Source organism: Bacteroidia bacterium, assembly GCA_041391665.1.
Taxonomy (GTDB): domain Bacteria; phylum Bacteroidota; class Bacteroidia; order J057; family J057; genus JAGQVA01.
Genome location: JAWKNO010000003.1, coordinates 1,128,747 through 1,144,522, shown reverse-complemented (window position 1 = coordinate 1,144,522; position 15,776 = coordinate 1,128,747). Strand labels below are relative to the sequence as shown.

The window sequence follows — 15,776 nt, the reverse complement described above, 5'->3', positions numbered from 1 at the left end:
AAACGATTTTTTTCTATATTAGAAGGACTATTCACATAACGTAAATACAATCCTTCTGATATGAGCAGAAAAATGAGAATGGGTATGGTAGGTGGAGGCCGTGGTGCTTTCATTGGTGCCGTACACCGGATGGCTGCTGCCCTTGATGGCGAAATCGAACTGGTCTGTGGGGCCTTTAGCAGCAATCCTGAAAAATCCAAAGCATCGGGACAGGATCTTTATCTTCCTCCCAACCGGGTATATGGTTCCTTTGAGGAGATGATTCTTGAAGAGAAAAAACTACCCGTCGGCGAACGTATGGATTTTGTCTCCATCGTCACGCCCAACCACATGCACTTTCCCCCGGCAAAGATGGCACTGGAACATGGGTTTCCGGTAGTTTGCGACAAACCGCTGGCGTTTTCACTTGCCGAAGCCAAAGCGCTGAAATCTCTCGTAGATAGCTCCGGGTTGATGTTTGCGCTCACCCACAACTACACCGGTTATCCGCTGGTAAAACAAGCGCGCGACATGGTAAAAAGTGGTGCCATTGGCAAGATTCGCAAGGTAGTGGTAGAATACCCACAGGGCTGGCTTTCGTCTTTCCTCGAAGGAAGCGGACAGAAGCAGGCAGACTGGCGTACAGACCCAAGCCGATCTGGTATAGCTGGTGCGATGGGGGATATCGGTACACATGCCGAAAACCTCGCGGAGTTTATCACCGGGTTGAAAATCACAGAACTTTGCGCAGACCTTACCGCTTTCGTAGAAGGCCGTAAACTCGACGACGATGGAAACGTCCTGCTCCGCTTTGACAACGGTGCAAAGGGCGTGCTGCATGCCAGCCAGATCTCCCAGGGCGAAGAGAACGCCCTCAATATTCGCATCTACGGAGAAACCGGTGGCCTCGAATGGCGCCAGATGGAACCCAATACGCTCCTCCATAAAACCAATGATGGGGTAAGGATACTGCGCACAGGCGTTGGCGCACTTTCAGAAAGTGCCCAGGCGCATACCCGTATCCCGGCAGGGCATCCCGAAGGTTATCTCGAAGCATTTGCCAATATCTACCGCAATTTTGCCCGCGCCCTGCGCAAAAAACTCAATGGCGAAACGCCCTCTGAGTTTGATATGGATTTCCCCAAAGTTGATGATGGGGTAAGAGGAATGGCATTTATTGAAAGTGTCGTCGAATCCTCCAACAGCAACGAGAAATGGTATAAGTTTAAAAGTTAATCATCCCCTACTATTATTATGAAAACAATCAAAGGACCCGCTATATTTCTCGCTCAGTTTATGGGCGACCAGGCCCCATTCAACAACTTTAAAAATATTTGCGAATGGGCCGCAGACCTGGGCTTTGTCGGTGTGCAGGTTCCCAGCTGGGACAGCCGCGCCATCGACCTGAAACTCGCGGCAGAAAGCCAGACCTATGTCGATGAGATGAAAGGCATCGCTGCCGAAGCTGGTGTGGAGATTACAGAACTTTCCACTCACCTTCAGGGGCAACTCGTGGCTGTACACCCTTGTTATGACCTGATGTTTGATGGTTTTGCTCCCAAAGAAGTACATGGCAACCCGAAGGCGCGTACCGAATGGGCCGTCAATCAATTAAAAATGGCTGCCAAAGCTTCGCGCAACTTTGGGATAGATGTTCACGCTACATTCTCTGGCGCTTTGTTATGGCCTTATATGTACCCCTGGCCGCAGCGTCCCGCCGGGTTGGTGGAAGTCGGGTTCGACGAATTGGCCAAACGCTGGATGCCAATCCTGAATGCATTTGACGAAGTCGGCGTGGACGTGTGTTATGAAATTCACCCCGGAGAAGACCTCCATGATGGGGTCTCTTTCGAGCGGTTTCGCGAAGCTACCGGCAACCACAAACGGGTAAATATGCTGTATGACCCCAGCCACTATATTCTGCAACAACTCGATTACCTGGATCATATTGATATTTATCACGAATTTATCAAAATGTTTCACGTAAAAGATGCCGAATTTAATCCTACGGGAAGATCGGGCGTATATGGCGGCTACTCCGGCTGGGTAGAAAGAGCAGGACGGTTCCGCTCTTTGGGTGATGGACAAATTGACTTTGGTGCGATCTTCAGCAAACTTACCCAATACGACTATGACGGATGGGCCGTGCTGGAATGGGAATGTTGTCTGAAACATCCTGAACAAGGCGCAGCCGAAGGTGCGATGTTTATCGAAGACCATATCATTCGCGTTACGGAAAAAGCATTTGACGACTTTGCCGACAGCGGGGTGGATGAGGTTACCAACCGTAAAATTCTTGGCCTGTAATTATGAAATTAATCGTGGGCGTCTGTACTTGCAGGCGCCCATGTCATTTTTATTAAAAAATTGTTTTATGCGATGGTTACTGTGTACGATTCTGTTTTTTCTGATTAGTTTACCCATTCAGGCCCAGACAGAAACAACGAAGGAAAAAAAGCCTGGAAAAGAGCAGAAAGCTGAAAAAGAGCCGAAGGCGGAAAAGGATAAGCCTGAAAAGGTAAAAAAGGAAAAACCGCCCAAACCGGTTGAGGTTATACCTGTAATCTCACGGCCCCGGGAAAACTGGGTATTTAAATCGGAACTCGACGGCAATGGTGAATTTCTGGTAGTGGCTCTGGACAAAACGCTTTGGCTTGGCTATGATACCGCACATTGTGCGATTTACAAAGGCTGGTCAGGCCTGGGAGTAGTCAAACGCGAAAATGAAAAGTTCACCAGAGCGGAGGGATACCCGATTATCGATCAACCTCCCGTAGAGAAAATCTGGAAAATAAGCCGCAATGGGACAATGTCTTATCCCAAAACAGAATTCAGGGGCTATTCCATTGCAGACAATAAAGTAACGCTTCACTATGCACTGGTCATGGATGACGGTTCGCAGATTGGCGTGGAGGAATCCCCGGAATTTGTACTTCGTAAAAAAGCAGACGATAACCGAATCGGCCTGGAGCGAAGTTTCCGGGTGGTAAATGCGCCGGAAGGCACTGACGTCATGCTGGCTGTTGTGGGTGAATCGATGCTCTTTGGCGGGGATATCAAAACAGACGGCAAGTTTGTGGAAGAGGTCAAACATAAACGCCATTTTGACTGGGGAAGCCTTTATGACTTTACCGGTGATCTGAAATTAAACAATTCAGAACCTGTTTTACTCAAGATGATTTTTACGATTAATCCCGAAACCGCAGCCAGGGGTAAGTAAAAATTGACATTTTGTTTCAATTGATGTAATTTACCAAAGGAAAGATTAAAGACATCTGTATTTGCCTATGCGAATTTCTACTACCCAAATCTAAATCTACCTCTCCTGCCGGATAAAACATATGCTGATTTGTCCGGCTTTTACCTATTGTAATTACTACTCTACTAAAAACAAGAACAATGACAAAAGAAAACAGACTATTTTACGGGAGTTGTTTTGCGCTGATTACGACGGCTCTGTCGTTTAGTATCAGAGCTGGGATTCTCCCACAGCTTGGCGAGCAACTGAGTTTGTCTGCCGAACAACTGGGGATGATCAACTCGATGTGGTTTTTTGGATTTCCTATTTCCATGGTTATCGGCGGATTGATTTATCACAATGTAGGTGGGAAAATTATCATGCAGTTTGCATTTTTTGCGCATGCCGTTGGTATTATTATGACCATTTTCGCTGGTAGCTTCGCAACCTTAATGCTTTCTACCTTTTTGATAGGATTGGGTAACGGCTGTACAGAAGCAGCTTGTAACCCAATGATTGCAGATACCTACGAAGGAAATACGATGAGCAAAATGCTGAATCGTTTCCATATGTGGTTTCCTGGTGGTATCGTGATCGGAAGTTTGGTTTCTTTCTTTATGACGGGAGCAGGAATGAGCTGGCAGGCGCAGATCTGGATTATCTTAATTCCTACCATCGTTTATGCTTATCTCTTCTGGGGACAAGACTGGCCAAAAGCCAAAGTTGCACAGGCCGGTACTTTGTCAGGTAACCTGAGAGCTATGATCTCTCCCTTGTTTATTTTTATGCTGGTATGTATGTGGTTTACCGCACAGACCGAATTTGGCCCTACCCAGTGGGTGGAGTTGATCCTGAAGTCAAGTGGTGCTGCGCCTATGCTGGTACTGGCTTTGATCACCGGAACGATGGCTGTTGCCCGTTACTTTGGCGGGAATGCCGTTCATAAGTTTAATACTACAGGCGTATTGCTCGGCTCTGCGGTTCTCGCCGCTCTGGGATTATTCCTGTTTACTCAATTGACAGGCCCGGTAGTATATGTTGTTGCTATCATCTTTGCACTGGGTGTTGCCTATTTCTGGCCCAATATGATTGGCTTTATCGCTGATTATATTCCAAAGAGTGGTGCATTGGGTATGTCTGTTGTGGGAGCACTGGGCATGTTGTCTTCCTATTTTATGCAACCTGTCATCGGTCGCTGGATCGACTCCAATCGCGAAGCAGGTATTGCTCAGGGGCTTACGGGTAATGATCTGGAATTATTTACCGGACAGGAAACTTTGGGGACAATTTTCTTCTTTCCTGTAGTACTGATTGTAATGTTCACCATCCTCTTTTTCTGGATGAAAAATCATACAAAGGAAAACGTTGCGGAAAAAGTAGCTGCATAACCACTGCGCTTCCTCAACTTCAAAATTGACAATATATACCAGTCTGAAAGTTCTGAGAAATATGTGTAACTAAAGAAAAAACTGGTATATTAGATATATAAAAGCCGATTTAACACTACTATTACTCGAATTTCCAGCCCTGCCCACCCGGTGTAGGGCTGGTTCGTTTTCCACCTTTAGCACTTATCTTATGTATCGCCGTCTGACTTTGTTAATGGTCTCATTTTTAGTTGGTTCCGGATATTTTTCCTGCCAGCAGCCGGTATCCCAACCGGAGGTAAAAGCCCCTGTATTTGCCGAAAAGGCCATGGTCGTCTCTGCCCATCCCCTGGCGACGCAGGTGGGGGTTGACATTCTGAAAAAGGGTGGCAATGCATTTGATGCCATGGTCGGCGTTCATTTTGCGCTGGCTGTTGTTTTGCCCGCCGCTGGTAATATTGGTGGGGGCGGGTTTATGGTTTCCCGAAAAGCGGATGGCACGGTTCATACCCTCGATTTCCGGGAAATGGGCCCAGCTGCTGCACACCGCGATATGTATCTCGACAGTGCGGGGAATGTAATTGAAAATCTGAGCTGGCTGGGACACCTGGCAGCGGGAGTGCCGGGATCCGTAGATGGCATGTTTACGGCGCATGATTCGTTGGGAAAATTGCCTATAGCTACGCTGATTCAACCTGCCATAGACCTCGCTGCCAATGGTTTTCCGTTGACCGAAAAGGAGGCGGAAGGACTGAACAGCAGTATGCAGCGATTTCTCCAATACAATACTACTGAAAATGTATTTACCAGCCGGGAAGCATGGCATACCGGAGATATGATCCGTTACCCCGACCTTGCGCATACACTAGAATTGGTCCGCGACCATGGAAAAGCGGGATTTTATGAAGGGGAAACGGCAGATAAAATTGTTGCGGAAATGGAGCGGGGAAATGGTATCATGACGCATGAAGACTTAAAAAATTATCGCTCGGTATGGCGCGAACCAGTACGGGGAACCTATCGCGGATTGGGAATTATCAGCATGGGGCCTCCTTCCAGTGGGGGTATCGCGCTGATGCAATTGCTTAAAATGGTAGAACCTTATCCACTTGCCCCATACGGCCATCATTCTGCGGAAGCCGTTCACCTGATTACCGAAGCGGAGCGCAGGGTTTATGCAGACCGGGCAAAACATCTCGGCGATCAGGACTTTTATCCGGTTCCGGTTCAGGGCTTGCTCGATGAAAAATACCTCTCTGAGCGCATGCGCAACTTTCATGCAGACAAAGCCTCCCGAAGCGATTCCATAGAAGCCGGAGTGCCGCCCCTGGCTGAAAGCGAGCAGACTACGCATTACTCGATCGTCGATGCAGAGGGGAATGCTGTTTCCGTTACCACAACCATCAATGGCGGGTATGGTTCTTGTGTGGTAGTAGGTGGCGCAGGTTTTCTCCTCAACAATGAAATGGATGATTTCAGTATAAAACCAGGTGTACCCAATGCCTACGGTCTCGTAGGCGCCGAGGCGAATGCCGTCGAGCCCGGAAAACGAATGCTCAGTTCGATGACACCTACGATTGTTGAGAAAGAGGGAAAATTGCTGATGGTAGTAGGCACGCCCGGCGGTTCGACGATCATCACTTCTGTCTTTCAAAATATCCTCAACGTTGTGGATTATGGTTACGGCATGCAGCAATCTGTCTCCTCACCGAGGTTTCACCATCAATGGCTGCCTGACCAGATTGATTATGAAGACGGCGCTTTGACCAAGCCCGTCATGGAAACCCTGAAGCGTATGGGGCATAGTTTTAATGTCCGCGGCGCCATCGGTCGGGTGGATGCGATATTGGTTTTGCCAGACGGCAGGCTGGAAGGCGGCGCTGATCCGAGAGGCGATGATACAGCGGGAGGATTTTAGGTTTGGGGGAAAGCTCCTCTGTTGTTCAGTTGATCCTGAACGAATGAGGCCCATTTTTGATCCAGTTGGATTAAATAATCTCTTCCAAATTTATCGTTTTCCAGATCGTCGTAAAGATTTTGGGGAAGGTCATTTTCATAGCCTTTTGAAGCTGATCCGATAGCAAGAACCAGCGATGCCACTGTATCCACGTCTCCGCCCAGGTTGACAGAATCGATCAGCATCTGGGATAACTTTTTTCCGGAGATCATGATATCGAGAACCGCCTCTACGGTCTGGATAGCGTTAGTTTCAACTTCTGTTTTCCAGCTTCCTGCCCAGTTGTGCCCGGTATGATTGCGGACAAAATCCAACAATTCTTCTTTTGTTCCCAGGTCATAGATAAAAAAATGACTTATCAATGCAATGGCCTCGGCAGCCACAACTGCGTTTTGAGTTTGGTGGGTTACCTCAGCCTGAATACGCGACCATTCCTTTATTTGTTGAATATCATGGAGCGCACCTAAAGGGTAAGCCCGCATGGCAGCGCCATTTCGCTCGCTTTTTGAAATGATTTTATCCAATAGATCCTGCCCCGTTTCTATTTCGGTTAAAAAGGCATAAAAGCGTCTTGCATAACCTTCTCTCGGATCTCTTTTAAAGGAAGTAACAAAGGCATTGGCGATGTTCAGGCTGTTCCAGTCATTTCCGCTTAAAATCAATTCGACCAGGGCAACAGCCATCTGCGTATCGTCAGTATATTTTTGGTTAATGGACGCATAAACAGGGTGGGGAATGTACCCGCTCAGGTTATTGTGCGCCTCAATTACTGCCCGGTCGGCAAACTCGAAACCCGCTCCATAAGCATCACCAATTGCGCCTTCTACGATCATATTATCATCTTTTGAAATCTATTAGCCCATGTTTGGGAGGGAAAAATAGTTTTTTGAAAAAACAGAAATCGATCAGATAACTTGTTGGTGTCTAACTCTAAGAGTTATGCCAATAAAGCTTACCGAGCTGATCTGCCGGTGCAGACAGGCCTTCCCAGTGGGAAGTTATTAAAAAAATCATTAGCTACCATAAACCATGTGTTGTTCCCGGGCTTTCGTCCCACTCGCTTTTATTTCTATCATTTTGAACAGATCTGCATAGATTCTGGCCCACACATGGTCTGATAATGTCCTTTTGCTGTCGTTTTTGCAATTGTGGGTAAACCTATTCCTTGCGCCCCGTGATTGCCAAAATCCATTTGCACAAATGCCCAATAGAATTGCAATTGTTGAGTTTACTCCTGTCAGCCTCACTATTGCCAATACGATATTGGTGGCAGTTTTTATTAGTTCGCCTTGTCGTCGTTTGCAAATAGTTCTTTTGGGTATAATAACCAAGAAAGACCGTCTTCAAGTTGTTTGATATGCCAAACTGTTATTCCTTTTGTAAATGTCCATTGTTTTTCTTGTTTCAACATAAAAGGTGGAACCCATATTAGTTCAACTGCTCCGGGGGATAATCCATGATTTCAGTTTTCTTCATTGAGTATGCCATTAGAATTTTATCTTTAATCCAAACTCTTTTTTCATTGTAAGCAATGCTTCCGCATTACCTTTTGCATCATCCACTGGATTATGCGTATGCTTGGTTTTTCGTAAATGCTTGAATGTTTTAAAGGTGTCTTTTTCAATGCCTTTGTAAAGACTCCCTAAGTTCTGCGAACTAAATCCAAATGGATTTGCTCCGATGAAGTGATGGAAATACCAACAAACGAACATCCAATCAAAACCATTATTGTCGCTAATGAAAATAGGTCTGTCCTTGCAAGTCGTTTTAATCCAATCGGCAAAGTCTGTCATTACAATCTTGGGATCGTCAAAAGTCAAAGTCTCGTCTCTTGAATGTCCCGATACGGCAAGTGCTTCCGGAATATATTTGTCAGATATGGGCTTAAGTTTGCCATAAAATGTTTTGTCAAGTTGTTCGTCAACTAAAACTGCTCCAAAAGAAATCATAGAAAAGTCACCTGGAATAGGTCCGTCGCTTTCTATGTCAACCATTATATATGCCATTGTTCATTAGTTTGTTTTGGGTGTCGGTAAAATTGCCACTAACGGTTTGCCGCTACCCGAAGGTCGCAATTTCGAAGCATCCGCCCCTGCGGATCAACCAAGTAGAAATCCGCCTGAGGCGGACACAAAGCTTGATTTAACCACTGAACCGCCACTTGTGGGTAGGTGCTGTTAGCACACGTAATTATTTGTTTTTCCAATAGTTATTCAGTTTTTTGATTGGTTCTTTAAATGCTTTTTCCATCCGAACAGAAACGTCAATTAGAAATTCGTTCATCTTTTTCCAATCACTTTCTTCGAAGTAACTCACTCCGTCAAATTGGTTTTTAATTCGTGAAGTTATGTTGTCGTCCATTCTTTCCCACTCCAATTGTCCTCCAAAATCTTGTTCAATTTTGTCTTTCATAGCATAGAAGTAGTCAAATATTTCTTTGTTTTCTTCTTTGTTCCCGCGATTAATAAAAACTTCACCACGACAATAGTTGCTAGTTGCCACGAAATTTAAGTTTACACCGCTCATTCCAATTCCTTTACCTATCCAATTGTCTTTGGAAGGGGAGTTGTTTGAAAACAAGTTGTTTACTTGATTGCTTGCATTTATAAATTGTCCCCAAAATTTTAGTCGAATATGATGTCTGCTTTTTAATGTCTCCTGAACTTCAATTTCTTCTTGTGCTTTTGTTGCTATACTTATTGCAAAGTCTTCTGTGTCCTTGGTTGGTAAAATTTGCTCAACATTTAAAAAGAGCTGTTCCCCAAAAGCAAAAGGTGTCACTTTGAAGCATTGAAGTCTAATTTTAAAGTTCATTAACCACAAAACTGTCGATGTTACTTCTCTTCTAAAATTTGCTGCTACGAGAATTAGTCTTTGTGAGTTCAAGCCTTGATTTAAGACGATTTCTGAAATGTCCTTGTTATCATAAAATTCTGAAATTCGGTCTTGGGCGATTGCTGAAGTTCCTAAAAAGTCTTGGTAAATTTTTAGTATGTCTTGTTTTGTTAGGCTAGCACAATACGAAGCATATTTGATTACTTGCCAAGTAACGTCCTTTCCTGAGTCGTCAAGTTTGTTTTCAATGATTACAAGGTTTCCAAACTTGTCTAATGCGAGTAAATCAAGTCTTTCGTTCGTTTCATTGAATCCACTAAATTCTTTCTGAATAATTAGAAGTTCTTCTCCAAGTGAGTTTGGGTTGTTAGCAATCCATTCCTGTAAATGTTCTCTTTCTCTGAATTTCAGTTCGGAAAAAGTCATTTCTTTCAGTTTGAATATTCTATTTTTTTCTTTGTCTATCAGGTACATTCTGGTCGTCTTTTATTATGTGTGCGAACATCCCCATATCCGCCACGCGTAGCGTTTATTTCCTTATTGAATACTATAAATATCATCCCTTTTCCCTGAAATCTCAAGCATTTGTCTCAACAATATCCAGGCTGTCGGGGGGGACAAAGGTTTGTGTTGACGATCGATACCTGTGCCGGGCGCTGCGTGAAAACGGAATGGCAGGTAGTAGTTTTTAATCCCACCATAAGTAGATTCTCCCCGTTCGTTTTATTTCTGCTTCAAGTGCTTCTACTGTTTCTGTCCCCTGGTCAACAACGTCTGGGCAAAATTCATAGACTTCCTGAGCTAATGCTTTATAGTCTATGTCTGTGTTTTTGATTTGACACTCGCAAAAGTCAAAGCCAATGCTAATGGGTATAATACCAAATGTGTTGTCCCACTTTTTATATTTTTCGATTATATGTTTTGTCTCAATGTCGTAATTCATACCGTTCGTTTCGGCCTTCTCCATGAGTTTATATGGGTCAGAAGTCGCACCTGTCAGGCCAACTATGTATCCGTTTTGAGCAATTCCGAATATGAAAATGTATTTCCCCTGTTTCTTAAAGTGGTCAAGGTTGTCTAACACAATTTTTCTTGCGTTTTCTTCGGTAGCCCAACTGCCAATAGCATCTGGCTTTTCAGTTTCCTGATATTCATACTCAAATTTCAGCTCTTCTATGGGTTGTTGTGTCAGCTTTTTCAATAACAAACCGTCCTCCCCGGAAAGGTTTGCGTTTTTGCAAAGTTGCTTTTCGTTGTCTGTCAGAGTGTCTGCTGAAAATGGGGCGTTATTGCCTGTTTGTTTTTTGCCGAAAAGTTTGTCAAATAGTCCCATATGATTGCGGTTTTTTTTAGTTATTTCGTGAGTCCGGGATTGTCGCATCAGCTTCACTTTTGCCTGTTTACGGTGTTTTTTTCTCTCTGCAATTCCATCGTTAATTCTTTTCCGTCGTCCCAACGTAACCATCCCAATTTCTTAATAATTGGCTGATCTGCAATGATCTTGTGTGGATATTTTGGATCGCCAGGGCATGTTTTGGCGAATTAGTCAGGAAATCAAAGATAGGGGCGCAGGGTGATACAACAATTCCGCATTTCCGGTCGCATTTTTCCCATCAGGTGTGTGCATTTTTCACAGGCTTTCATTTCCTGCTTCAGCGGATCGGGCATCTGTTCGTAACTGGCTCATCTGACCATAGGAGAGCGACAAAAACGAAGAGAAGATTATGGGCAGAAAACAGGCAGGGTAGTAGCGTTCAATTTTGTGGTCTAATACGGGATCCCGAATGTAGAAAACGAAGCCCAGTAAACGGGTTCGGCTCCGGGATTCTGTTTGCGGTATTCAAGCATGGCCTGACGCAGCGGTTCGCAGGGAAAAAACCGGTGGGGTTCGTGTATTTTTTTCATAAAAAGCTGCATCAGACTGTTGGTGGCATTGTCATCCACCGACCAAAGGCTCATGATAATATTTTCTGCTCCTGCGAGTTGAAACGCACGGCTGAGCCCGATCACCCCGGTGTCCTGACTTTGCCCCAGCCCTGTCTGGCAGGCGCTGAGAATGACCAGAATGGCAGAAAACCGATTCTGCTGAATTTCCCTCGCCGACCAGAAGCCTTGCGGATTGTCTTCTGTAGGGGTGAAAAACAACCCGCTCCCATCCAGCGGATTCTCCGGATCTGCGATGCCATGCGTAGCCAGATAGAGGATCGAAACGTTGCCCCCTTTATTTTTTATCTCCGGTAAAGTGGCGGCGGGTCCGATCAGCACCTGTTCGGGTGCCACAGACAACTGTCCCGAAATATTTTTTACCTCCTCTTCTGCACCGGGAAGCGGAGGCAGAATCCAGTTGCCTTCTGTACTAAATACCGGATTTCCTACAAACAGCGCATCGCGATACAGGGTTGTGGGTTTATCAAAGCCGATCTCCCCGCTTTTGGCCACCTGTTTGCGCACCGTAAGCCTGGCAATTTCGTAAAGACTTGCGGCCATGGAGTAAGACCATTTGTCGATAAAAAGCGTATCGTCAGCAAATGGGGTTAAAATTGCAAAAGGAATCTGCTGGATATTGAGGGCAGGAATGACAATGAGGTGTTCGGTTTTGTTTTCCAGAATGTTTTCGCCCAGACCCTCGGGAAACAGGAGAGCGCTGATGGTGCGAATGATATTCCGGGCATCAATAGGCGATTCCTGTTCAGATTCCTCCCCCCATTCCATGCCTCTTTTGCGGGGTGCCCGGTTGTGTGAATGTTTGTTGAGATTCAGCCCGATACTCAGATCGTCACCCAGACGCGACATTTCCTCCAGAGTAACTTCTGCCTGCCCCTGAAACTGAAATCCCTGTGTGGTGAGAAAATAAACTTTCAGCATATCATCTTCAAAAAAGTAGATCAGCAGTCCGACCGGCGCGTTTTCATAAAAAGACCGCAGGCAGGCGACAATGGAGGTTTCGGAAATGGGTTTATTCAGCCATTCTTCCATCTCCGGGGTAATCCTGTATGCCCTGGACTGAATCATATCGCGAAAATCGCCCCGGTAGTCAGCCGTATCCATATCAAAAGAAGACTTTTCACCAAAGGGAAGGCGGAGGTTATTGTCGTCGGGCATAGGGGCGTTTTTTGTGAATATAGGAAAGAACCGGGGATTTCTCTGGAGTTTCTGGGGGATTGGGGGAATAGGATTTTTTTTTTACATTGATACTATATGCTGCATGCGCTTTTGCATTCTGCGCCTAAACGCCCTTTTGGACATGACTTTAACCGGAATTCTGCTATGAGAAATAAAGTGGTACTAATTTTAACGATAGCCATCATGGGATTGGCAGCCTGTCTGCCAGCTCACGCGCAAATTGGAAAACGTTTTCCTTCCGAGCGAAAAGTGGTGAAAGACCCTGTAACGGGGGCCGAACTGATATTTGTGACCAGCACGCTGGGACGAGATGCCAAAATATATCAGACACATAATCAATGGACTTCGGATGGCCAATGGCTTATTTTCCGCTCAGACCGTGTGAAAGGCGAGGCGATGGCGGTCAATGAAAAAACTGGAGACATGGTTCAGGTTACCGAAGGCGGATACCGCGGCATGTTGAATATTGCCAGGAAATCGATGCGACTGTTTTTTATGCGCCCGGCTTCCAATGTAGAGGGCGACAAGGCTAGTGAAGTTGTACAGGTGGATCTGGCTAAGTTGTTTGAAGATAGCAAGCAGGGGACCCTCAAACCGGCCTCCGAATACCAGAAAGTTTGCGGTGTGATTCCCGCTGAACTTGAAGCTAACGGCGATATGGCCCTCGATGCCGATGAGGAATGGGTTTGGTTTCGGGTAGGAAAAAATGAGGCGGCAAAACATCTGGCAGAAGGGACAAAAATGGAGGACAATTTTGGGCCTCGCAATATGGGTGCAGGGCCGGGTGGTATCGCAGGGATGAATGTCTCAACCGGAGAAATCAAACATGTGGTGTCCGTTCCGTTTCAAATGGGGCATTTACAGAGTAATCCCTGGGTTTCGGGGCAGATTGTTTTTTGCTGGGAAACCGGCGGAAAATCCCCCCAGCGCACCTGGATTGTCAACGCAGACGGTACAGGCCTTCGCCCACTTTATCCCGAATCTCCTTATGAATGGGTCACCCATGAAGCGATTATTACGCCAACGGAAGTTGCGATTGCCATAATGGGCCACCGGGCCATTCCGGGGGTTGATGCCGAAGGCCGCCCGGCGCCTACTGATGTGCGAGGTTCAAATCCCGGACAGGAAGCCGCATGGGGGCCTTGTGGTACAAGGGAAAAGCCTACCGGACTCGCCATCGTCAATATAGAGACCCGGGAAATGCGGATTGTGGGGCAGACAAAGGAAGGAAGTGGTTTGTGGCACGTTACGGGTTCGCCTGACGGGCGTTTTGCGGTTGGGGATGATTTCTCCCGCAATATTTATCTGATTGACCGCCATACCGGAGAGATGATGTTGTTGTCCGCTGGTCACAAAGCTACCGCCGCCGACCACCCACATCCATCATTTAACGCCGATGGTACCAAAATCCAGATCCAGTCGGCCATGCTTTCCGAAGATGGAAAATCCATGAATATCTGTGTTATCCCATTACCCAAATCATGGTTGAAACGGGGATCAAAATAAACTTCTGTTGTACGTCTTATTGTTTAATGTTATGAAGCTATTCTACGCTGTTTTACTCCTCTTCGTCATTGGAACCACCGCGGTGTTTCCTCAAATTTATGTGGCACCCAATGGAGACGATTCCAATCCTGGGACAATAACCCAACCGTTTGAGTCTATTCAGCAGGCGCAGGCAGCGGCCAGTCCGGGGGACACGGTATTTATACGGGGTGGATTGTATCAGGTCCGCGAAGATCAGGTATCGCAAATTCAACAGAACCTTTTTGCCTGTATCACCTTTTTAAACAAAAGCGGACTCCCCGGGCAGACCATAAAATATTGGGCATACCCCGGAGAAACCCCTGTTTTTGACTTTTCCAATGTCGCACCGGCAGGTCGGCGTGTCGTCGGGATTTGGGTAGATCAGGGGACCGAATACATTCATATTAAAGGTCTGGAAATGACCGGTGTACGTGTGACCATTCTCACCCATACCGAGTCTTATTGTATATATAGCCGGGGAAGCAACAATATATTCGAACAAATCAGCATGCATGACAATATCGGTACCGGTCTTCGGCATTACATTGGCGGCAACAATTTGTTCCTGAATTGCGATTCTTACCGCAACCATGACAATGTATCGGAAGATGGCCTAGGTAGTAATACCGACGGCTTCGGTTGCCATCCCAACCCGGGCAACCCCGGCAATGTTTTTCGGGGATGCCGCGCCTGGTTTAATAGTGATGACGGCTTTGACATCATCCGCGCCGATGAATCCGTCGTCTTTGAAAACTGCTGGGCATTTTACAATGGATTTTCAACCGCTTTTCAAAGTTTAGGTGACGGCAATGGCTTTAAAGCTGGCGGATATGCGCATGATCAGGCCAATCAGATTCCGGACCCCATACCCAGAAATACCGTCAGGTTTTGTGTAGCGGTGCGTAATAAAGCCAGTGGTTTTTATTCCAATCATCATCTGGCAGGCAATGATTGGTATAATAACACGGCCTATCTCAATAACTCCAACTTTAATATGGTGAACCGCGAGAGCCCAGAGATTGATAATATATGGGTGGATGGATATGATCATGTGCTCAAAAACAACCTGAGCTATAAGCCATTCGGGTTTGGAACACATACGGCCTATCTCGATACCGCTTTAAATACGTTGGCGAACAATTCGTTTGGTTTGCCCATCACACTCACCGATACTGACTTTATCAGTGTAGATCATAACCTGCTGACATCACCGCGAAACCCTGACGGCAGTTTGCCTGACATCGATTTTCTGCGACCGGCGCAGGGGAGTGCAGTTATAGATGCCGGTGTCGATATCGGATTTCCCTATTCCGGCACGGCGCCTGATCTCGGTGCGTTTGAAACTGATTATTCTACCGGCATTAAAACACTGGAAGAAAATACGGCAGGGAAAATAGCCTTGTTTCAGAATTACCCCAATCCCTTTCATTCCCGGACAAATATCAGCTATACCCTGTTTGAACCAGGTAATATCCATGTGTCTGTTTACAATATTTTCGGGCAAAAAATTCGCACCCTCGTATCGCAATATCAGCGTCCGGGAGAATTTTCTGTGTATTGGAATGGAGAGGATGATCTCGGAGTTTCGGTCGCTTCTGGCATTTATTTTTATCGTTTGTCCACCTCCAGTTCATCGGATTCCTACGCTATTCAAATGAAGATGATGCGCTTATAGTGATTATAAGGGATACCGCCATAACGAAGCTGAGCGTACAGTGCTTCATAAAGTTTGAATTTACGGGTAGCGTCC

At 45.9% G+C, this 15,776-nt stretch carries 12 protein-coding genes; 7 read left to right on the top strand and 5 right to left on the bottom strand.

Annotation, left to right across the window (positions count from 1 at the left end):
- Positions 1 to 60 precede the first annotated feature (60 nt).
- The 5 genes from R3D00_27430 (at position 61) to ggt (ending at position 6,502) form a co-directional block, all read left to right on the top strand.
- Positions 61 to 1,215 carry a Gfo/Idh/MocA family oxidoreductase gene (locus R3D00_27430; protein MEZ4776937.1) on the top strand — a complete coding sequence of 385 codons (1,155 nt, stop codon included), beginning with the start codon at positions 61 to 63 and terminating at the stop codon, positions 1,213 to 1,215.
- A gap of 18 nt (positions 1,216 to 1,233) precedes the next feature.
- On the top strand, positions 1,234 to 2,286 hold the full coding sequence (locus R3D00_27425; protein ID MEZ4776936.1) for a sugar phosphate isomerase/epimerase: 1,053 nt from the start codon (positions 1,234 to 1,236) through the stop codon (positions 2,284 to 2,286).
- Positions 2,287 to 2,353: 67 nt separating this feature from the next.
- Positions 2,354 to 3,199 (top strand): hypothetical protein, encoded by an 846-nt coding sequence (locus R3D00_27420; protein MEZ4776935.1) that lies wholly within the window; start codon positions 2,354 to 2,356, stop codon positions 3,197 to 3,199.
- 179 nt (positions 3,200 to 3,378) lie between these two features.
- A complete protein-coding gene (locus R3D00_27415) occupies positions 3,379 to 4,605 on the top strand; it encodes an MFS transporter (GenBank protein MEZ4776934.1) in 1,227 nt (408 codons plus the stop codon).
- 190 nt (positions 4,606 to 4,795) lie between these two features.
- Complete coding sequence (ggt, locus tag R3D00_27410; protein ID MEZ4776933.1) at positions 4,796 to 6,502, top strand: gamma-glutamyltransferase; 1,707 nt, start codon at positions 4,796 to 4,798, stop codon at positions 6,500 to 6,502.
- Here the strand turns inward: ggt and R3D00_27405 are convergent.
- The 5 genes from R3D00_27405 to R3D00_27385 all read right to left on the bottom strand — a co-directional run bounded on the left by R3D00_27405 (position 6,499) and on the right by R3D00_27385 (position 12,478).
- A complete protein-coding gene (locus tag R3D00_27405; GenBank protein ID MEZ4776932.1) occupies positions 6,499 to 7,374 on the bottom strand; it encodes an ADP-ribosylglycohydrolase family protein in 876 nt (291 codons plus the stop codon). The genes ggt and R3D00_27405 overlap by 4 nt on opposite strands.
- A 654-nt stretch (positions 7,375 to 8,028) precedes the next feature.
- The gene (locus tag R3D00_27400; GenBank protein MEZ4776931.1) at positions 8,029 to 8,547 is read right to left on the bottom strand and encodes a 3'-5' exoribonuclease; all 519 of its coding nucleotides are present in this window, start codon (positions 8,545 to 8,547) and stop codon (positions 8,029 to 8,031) included.
- Positions 8,548 to 8,731: 184 nt separating this feature from the next.
- Positions 8,732 to 9,850 (bottom strand): DUF4268 domain-containing protein, encoded by a 1,119-nt coding sequence (locus tag R3D00_27395; GenBank protein ID MEZ4776930.1) that lies wholly within the window; start codon positions 9,848 to 9,850, stop codon positions 8,732 to 8,734.
- Between the two features lie 214 nt (positions 9,851 to 10,064).
- A complete protein-coding gene (locus R3D00_27390; GenBank protein MEZ4776929.1) occupies positions 10,065 to 10,709 on the bottom strand; it encodes a DUF4253 domain-containing protein in 645 nt (214 codons plus the stop codon).
- 434 nt (positions 10,710 to 11,143) lie between these two features.
- Complete coding sequence (locus R3D00_27385; protein MEZ4776928.1) at positions 11,144 to 12,478, bottom strand: CHAT domain-containing protein; 1,335 nt, start codon at positions 12,476 to 12,478, stop codon at positions 11,144 to 11,146.
- Positions 12,479 to 12,643: 165 nt separating this feature from the next.
- Between R3D00_27385 and R3D00_27380 the strand changes: the two genes are divergently transcribed.
- Both R3D00_27380 and R3D00_27375 read left to right on the top strand, forming a co-directional pair.
- Positions 12,644 to 14,005, top strand: coding sequence for a hypothetical protein (locus R3D00_27380; GenBank protein ID MEZ4776927.1), 1,362 nt, complete (start codon positions 12,644 to 12,646; stop codon positions 14,003 to 14,005).
- A 31-nt stretch (positions 14,006 to 14,036) separates the two neighbouring features.
- Entirely contained in the window at positions 14,037 to 15,701 is a 1,665-nt protein-coding gene (locus R3D00_27375) for a right-handed parallel beta-helix repeat-containing protein (protein MEZ4776926.1), read from the top strand.
- Positions 15,702 to 15,776: the final 75 nt, after the last annotated feature.

What these genes read in the sequence shown, in the direction of transcription:
- R3D00_27430 (MEZ4776937.1), top strand. Translation starts at nt 61, where the DNA reads ATGAGCAGAAAAATGAGAATGGGTATGGTAGGTGGAGGCCGTGGTGCT.
- R3D00_27425 (MEZ4776936.1), top strand. Translation starts at nt 1,234, where the DNA reads ATGAAAACAATCAAAGGACCCGCTATATTTCTCGCTCAGTTTATGGGC.
- R3D00_27420 (MEZ4776935.1), top strand. Translation starts at nt 2,354, where the DNA reads ATGCGATGGTTACTGTGTACGATTCTGTTTTTTCTGATTAGTTTACCC.
- R3D00_27415 (MEZ4776934.1), top strand. Translation starts at nt 3,379, where the DNA reads ATGACAAAAGAAAACAGACTATTTTACGGGAGTTGTTTTGCGCTGATT.
- ggt (MEZ4776933.1), top strand. Translation starts at nt 4,796, where the DNA reads ATGTATCGCCGTCTGACTTTGTTAATGGTCTCATTTTTAGTTGGTTCC.
- R3D00_27405 (MEZ4776932.1), bottom strand. Translation starts at nt 7,374, where the DNA reads ATGATCGTAGAAGGCGCAATTGGTGATGCTTATGGAGCGGGTTTCGAG.
- R3D00_27400 (MEZ4776931.1), bottom strand. Translation starts at nt 8,547, where the DNA reads ATGGCATATATAATGGTTGACATAGAAAGCGACGGACCTATTCCAGGT.
- R3D00_27395 (MEZ4776930.1), bottom strand. Translation starts at nt 9,850, where the DNA reads ATGTACCTGATAGACAAAGAAAAAAATAGAATATTCAAACTGAAAGAA.
- R3D00_27390 (MEZ4776929.1), bottom strand. Translation starts at nt 10,709, where the DNA reads ATGGGACTATTTGACAAACTTTTCGGCAAAAAACAAACAGGCAATAAC.
- R3D00_27385 (MEZ4776928.1), bottom strand. Translation starts at nt 12,478, where the DNA reads ATGCCCGACGACAATAACCTCCGCCTTCCCTTTGGTGAAAAGTCTTCT.
- R3D00_27380 (MEZ4776927.1), top strand. Translation starts at nt 12,644, where the DNA reads ATGAGAAATAAAGTGGTACTAATTTTAACGATAGCCATCATGGGATTG.
- R3D00_27375 (MEZ4776926.1), top strand. Translation starts at nt 14,037, where the DNA reads ATGAAGCTATTCTACGCTGTTTTACTCCTCTTCGTCATTGGAACCACC.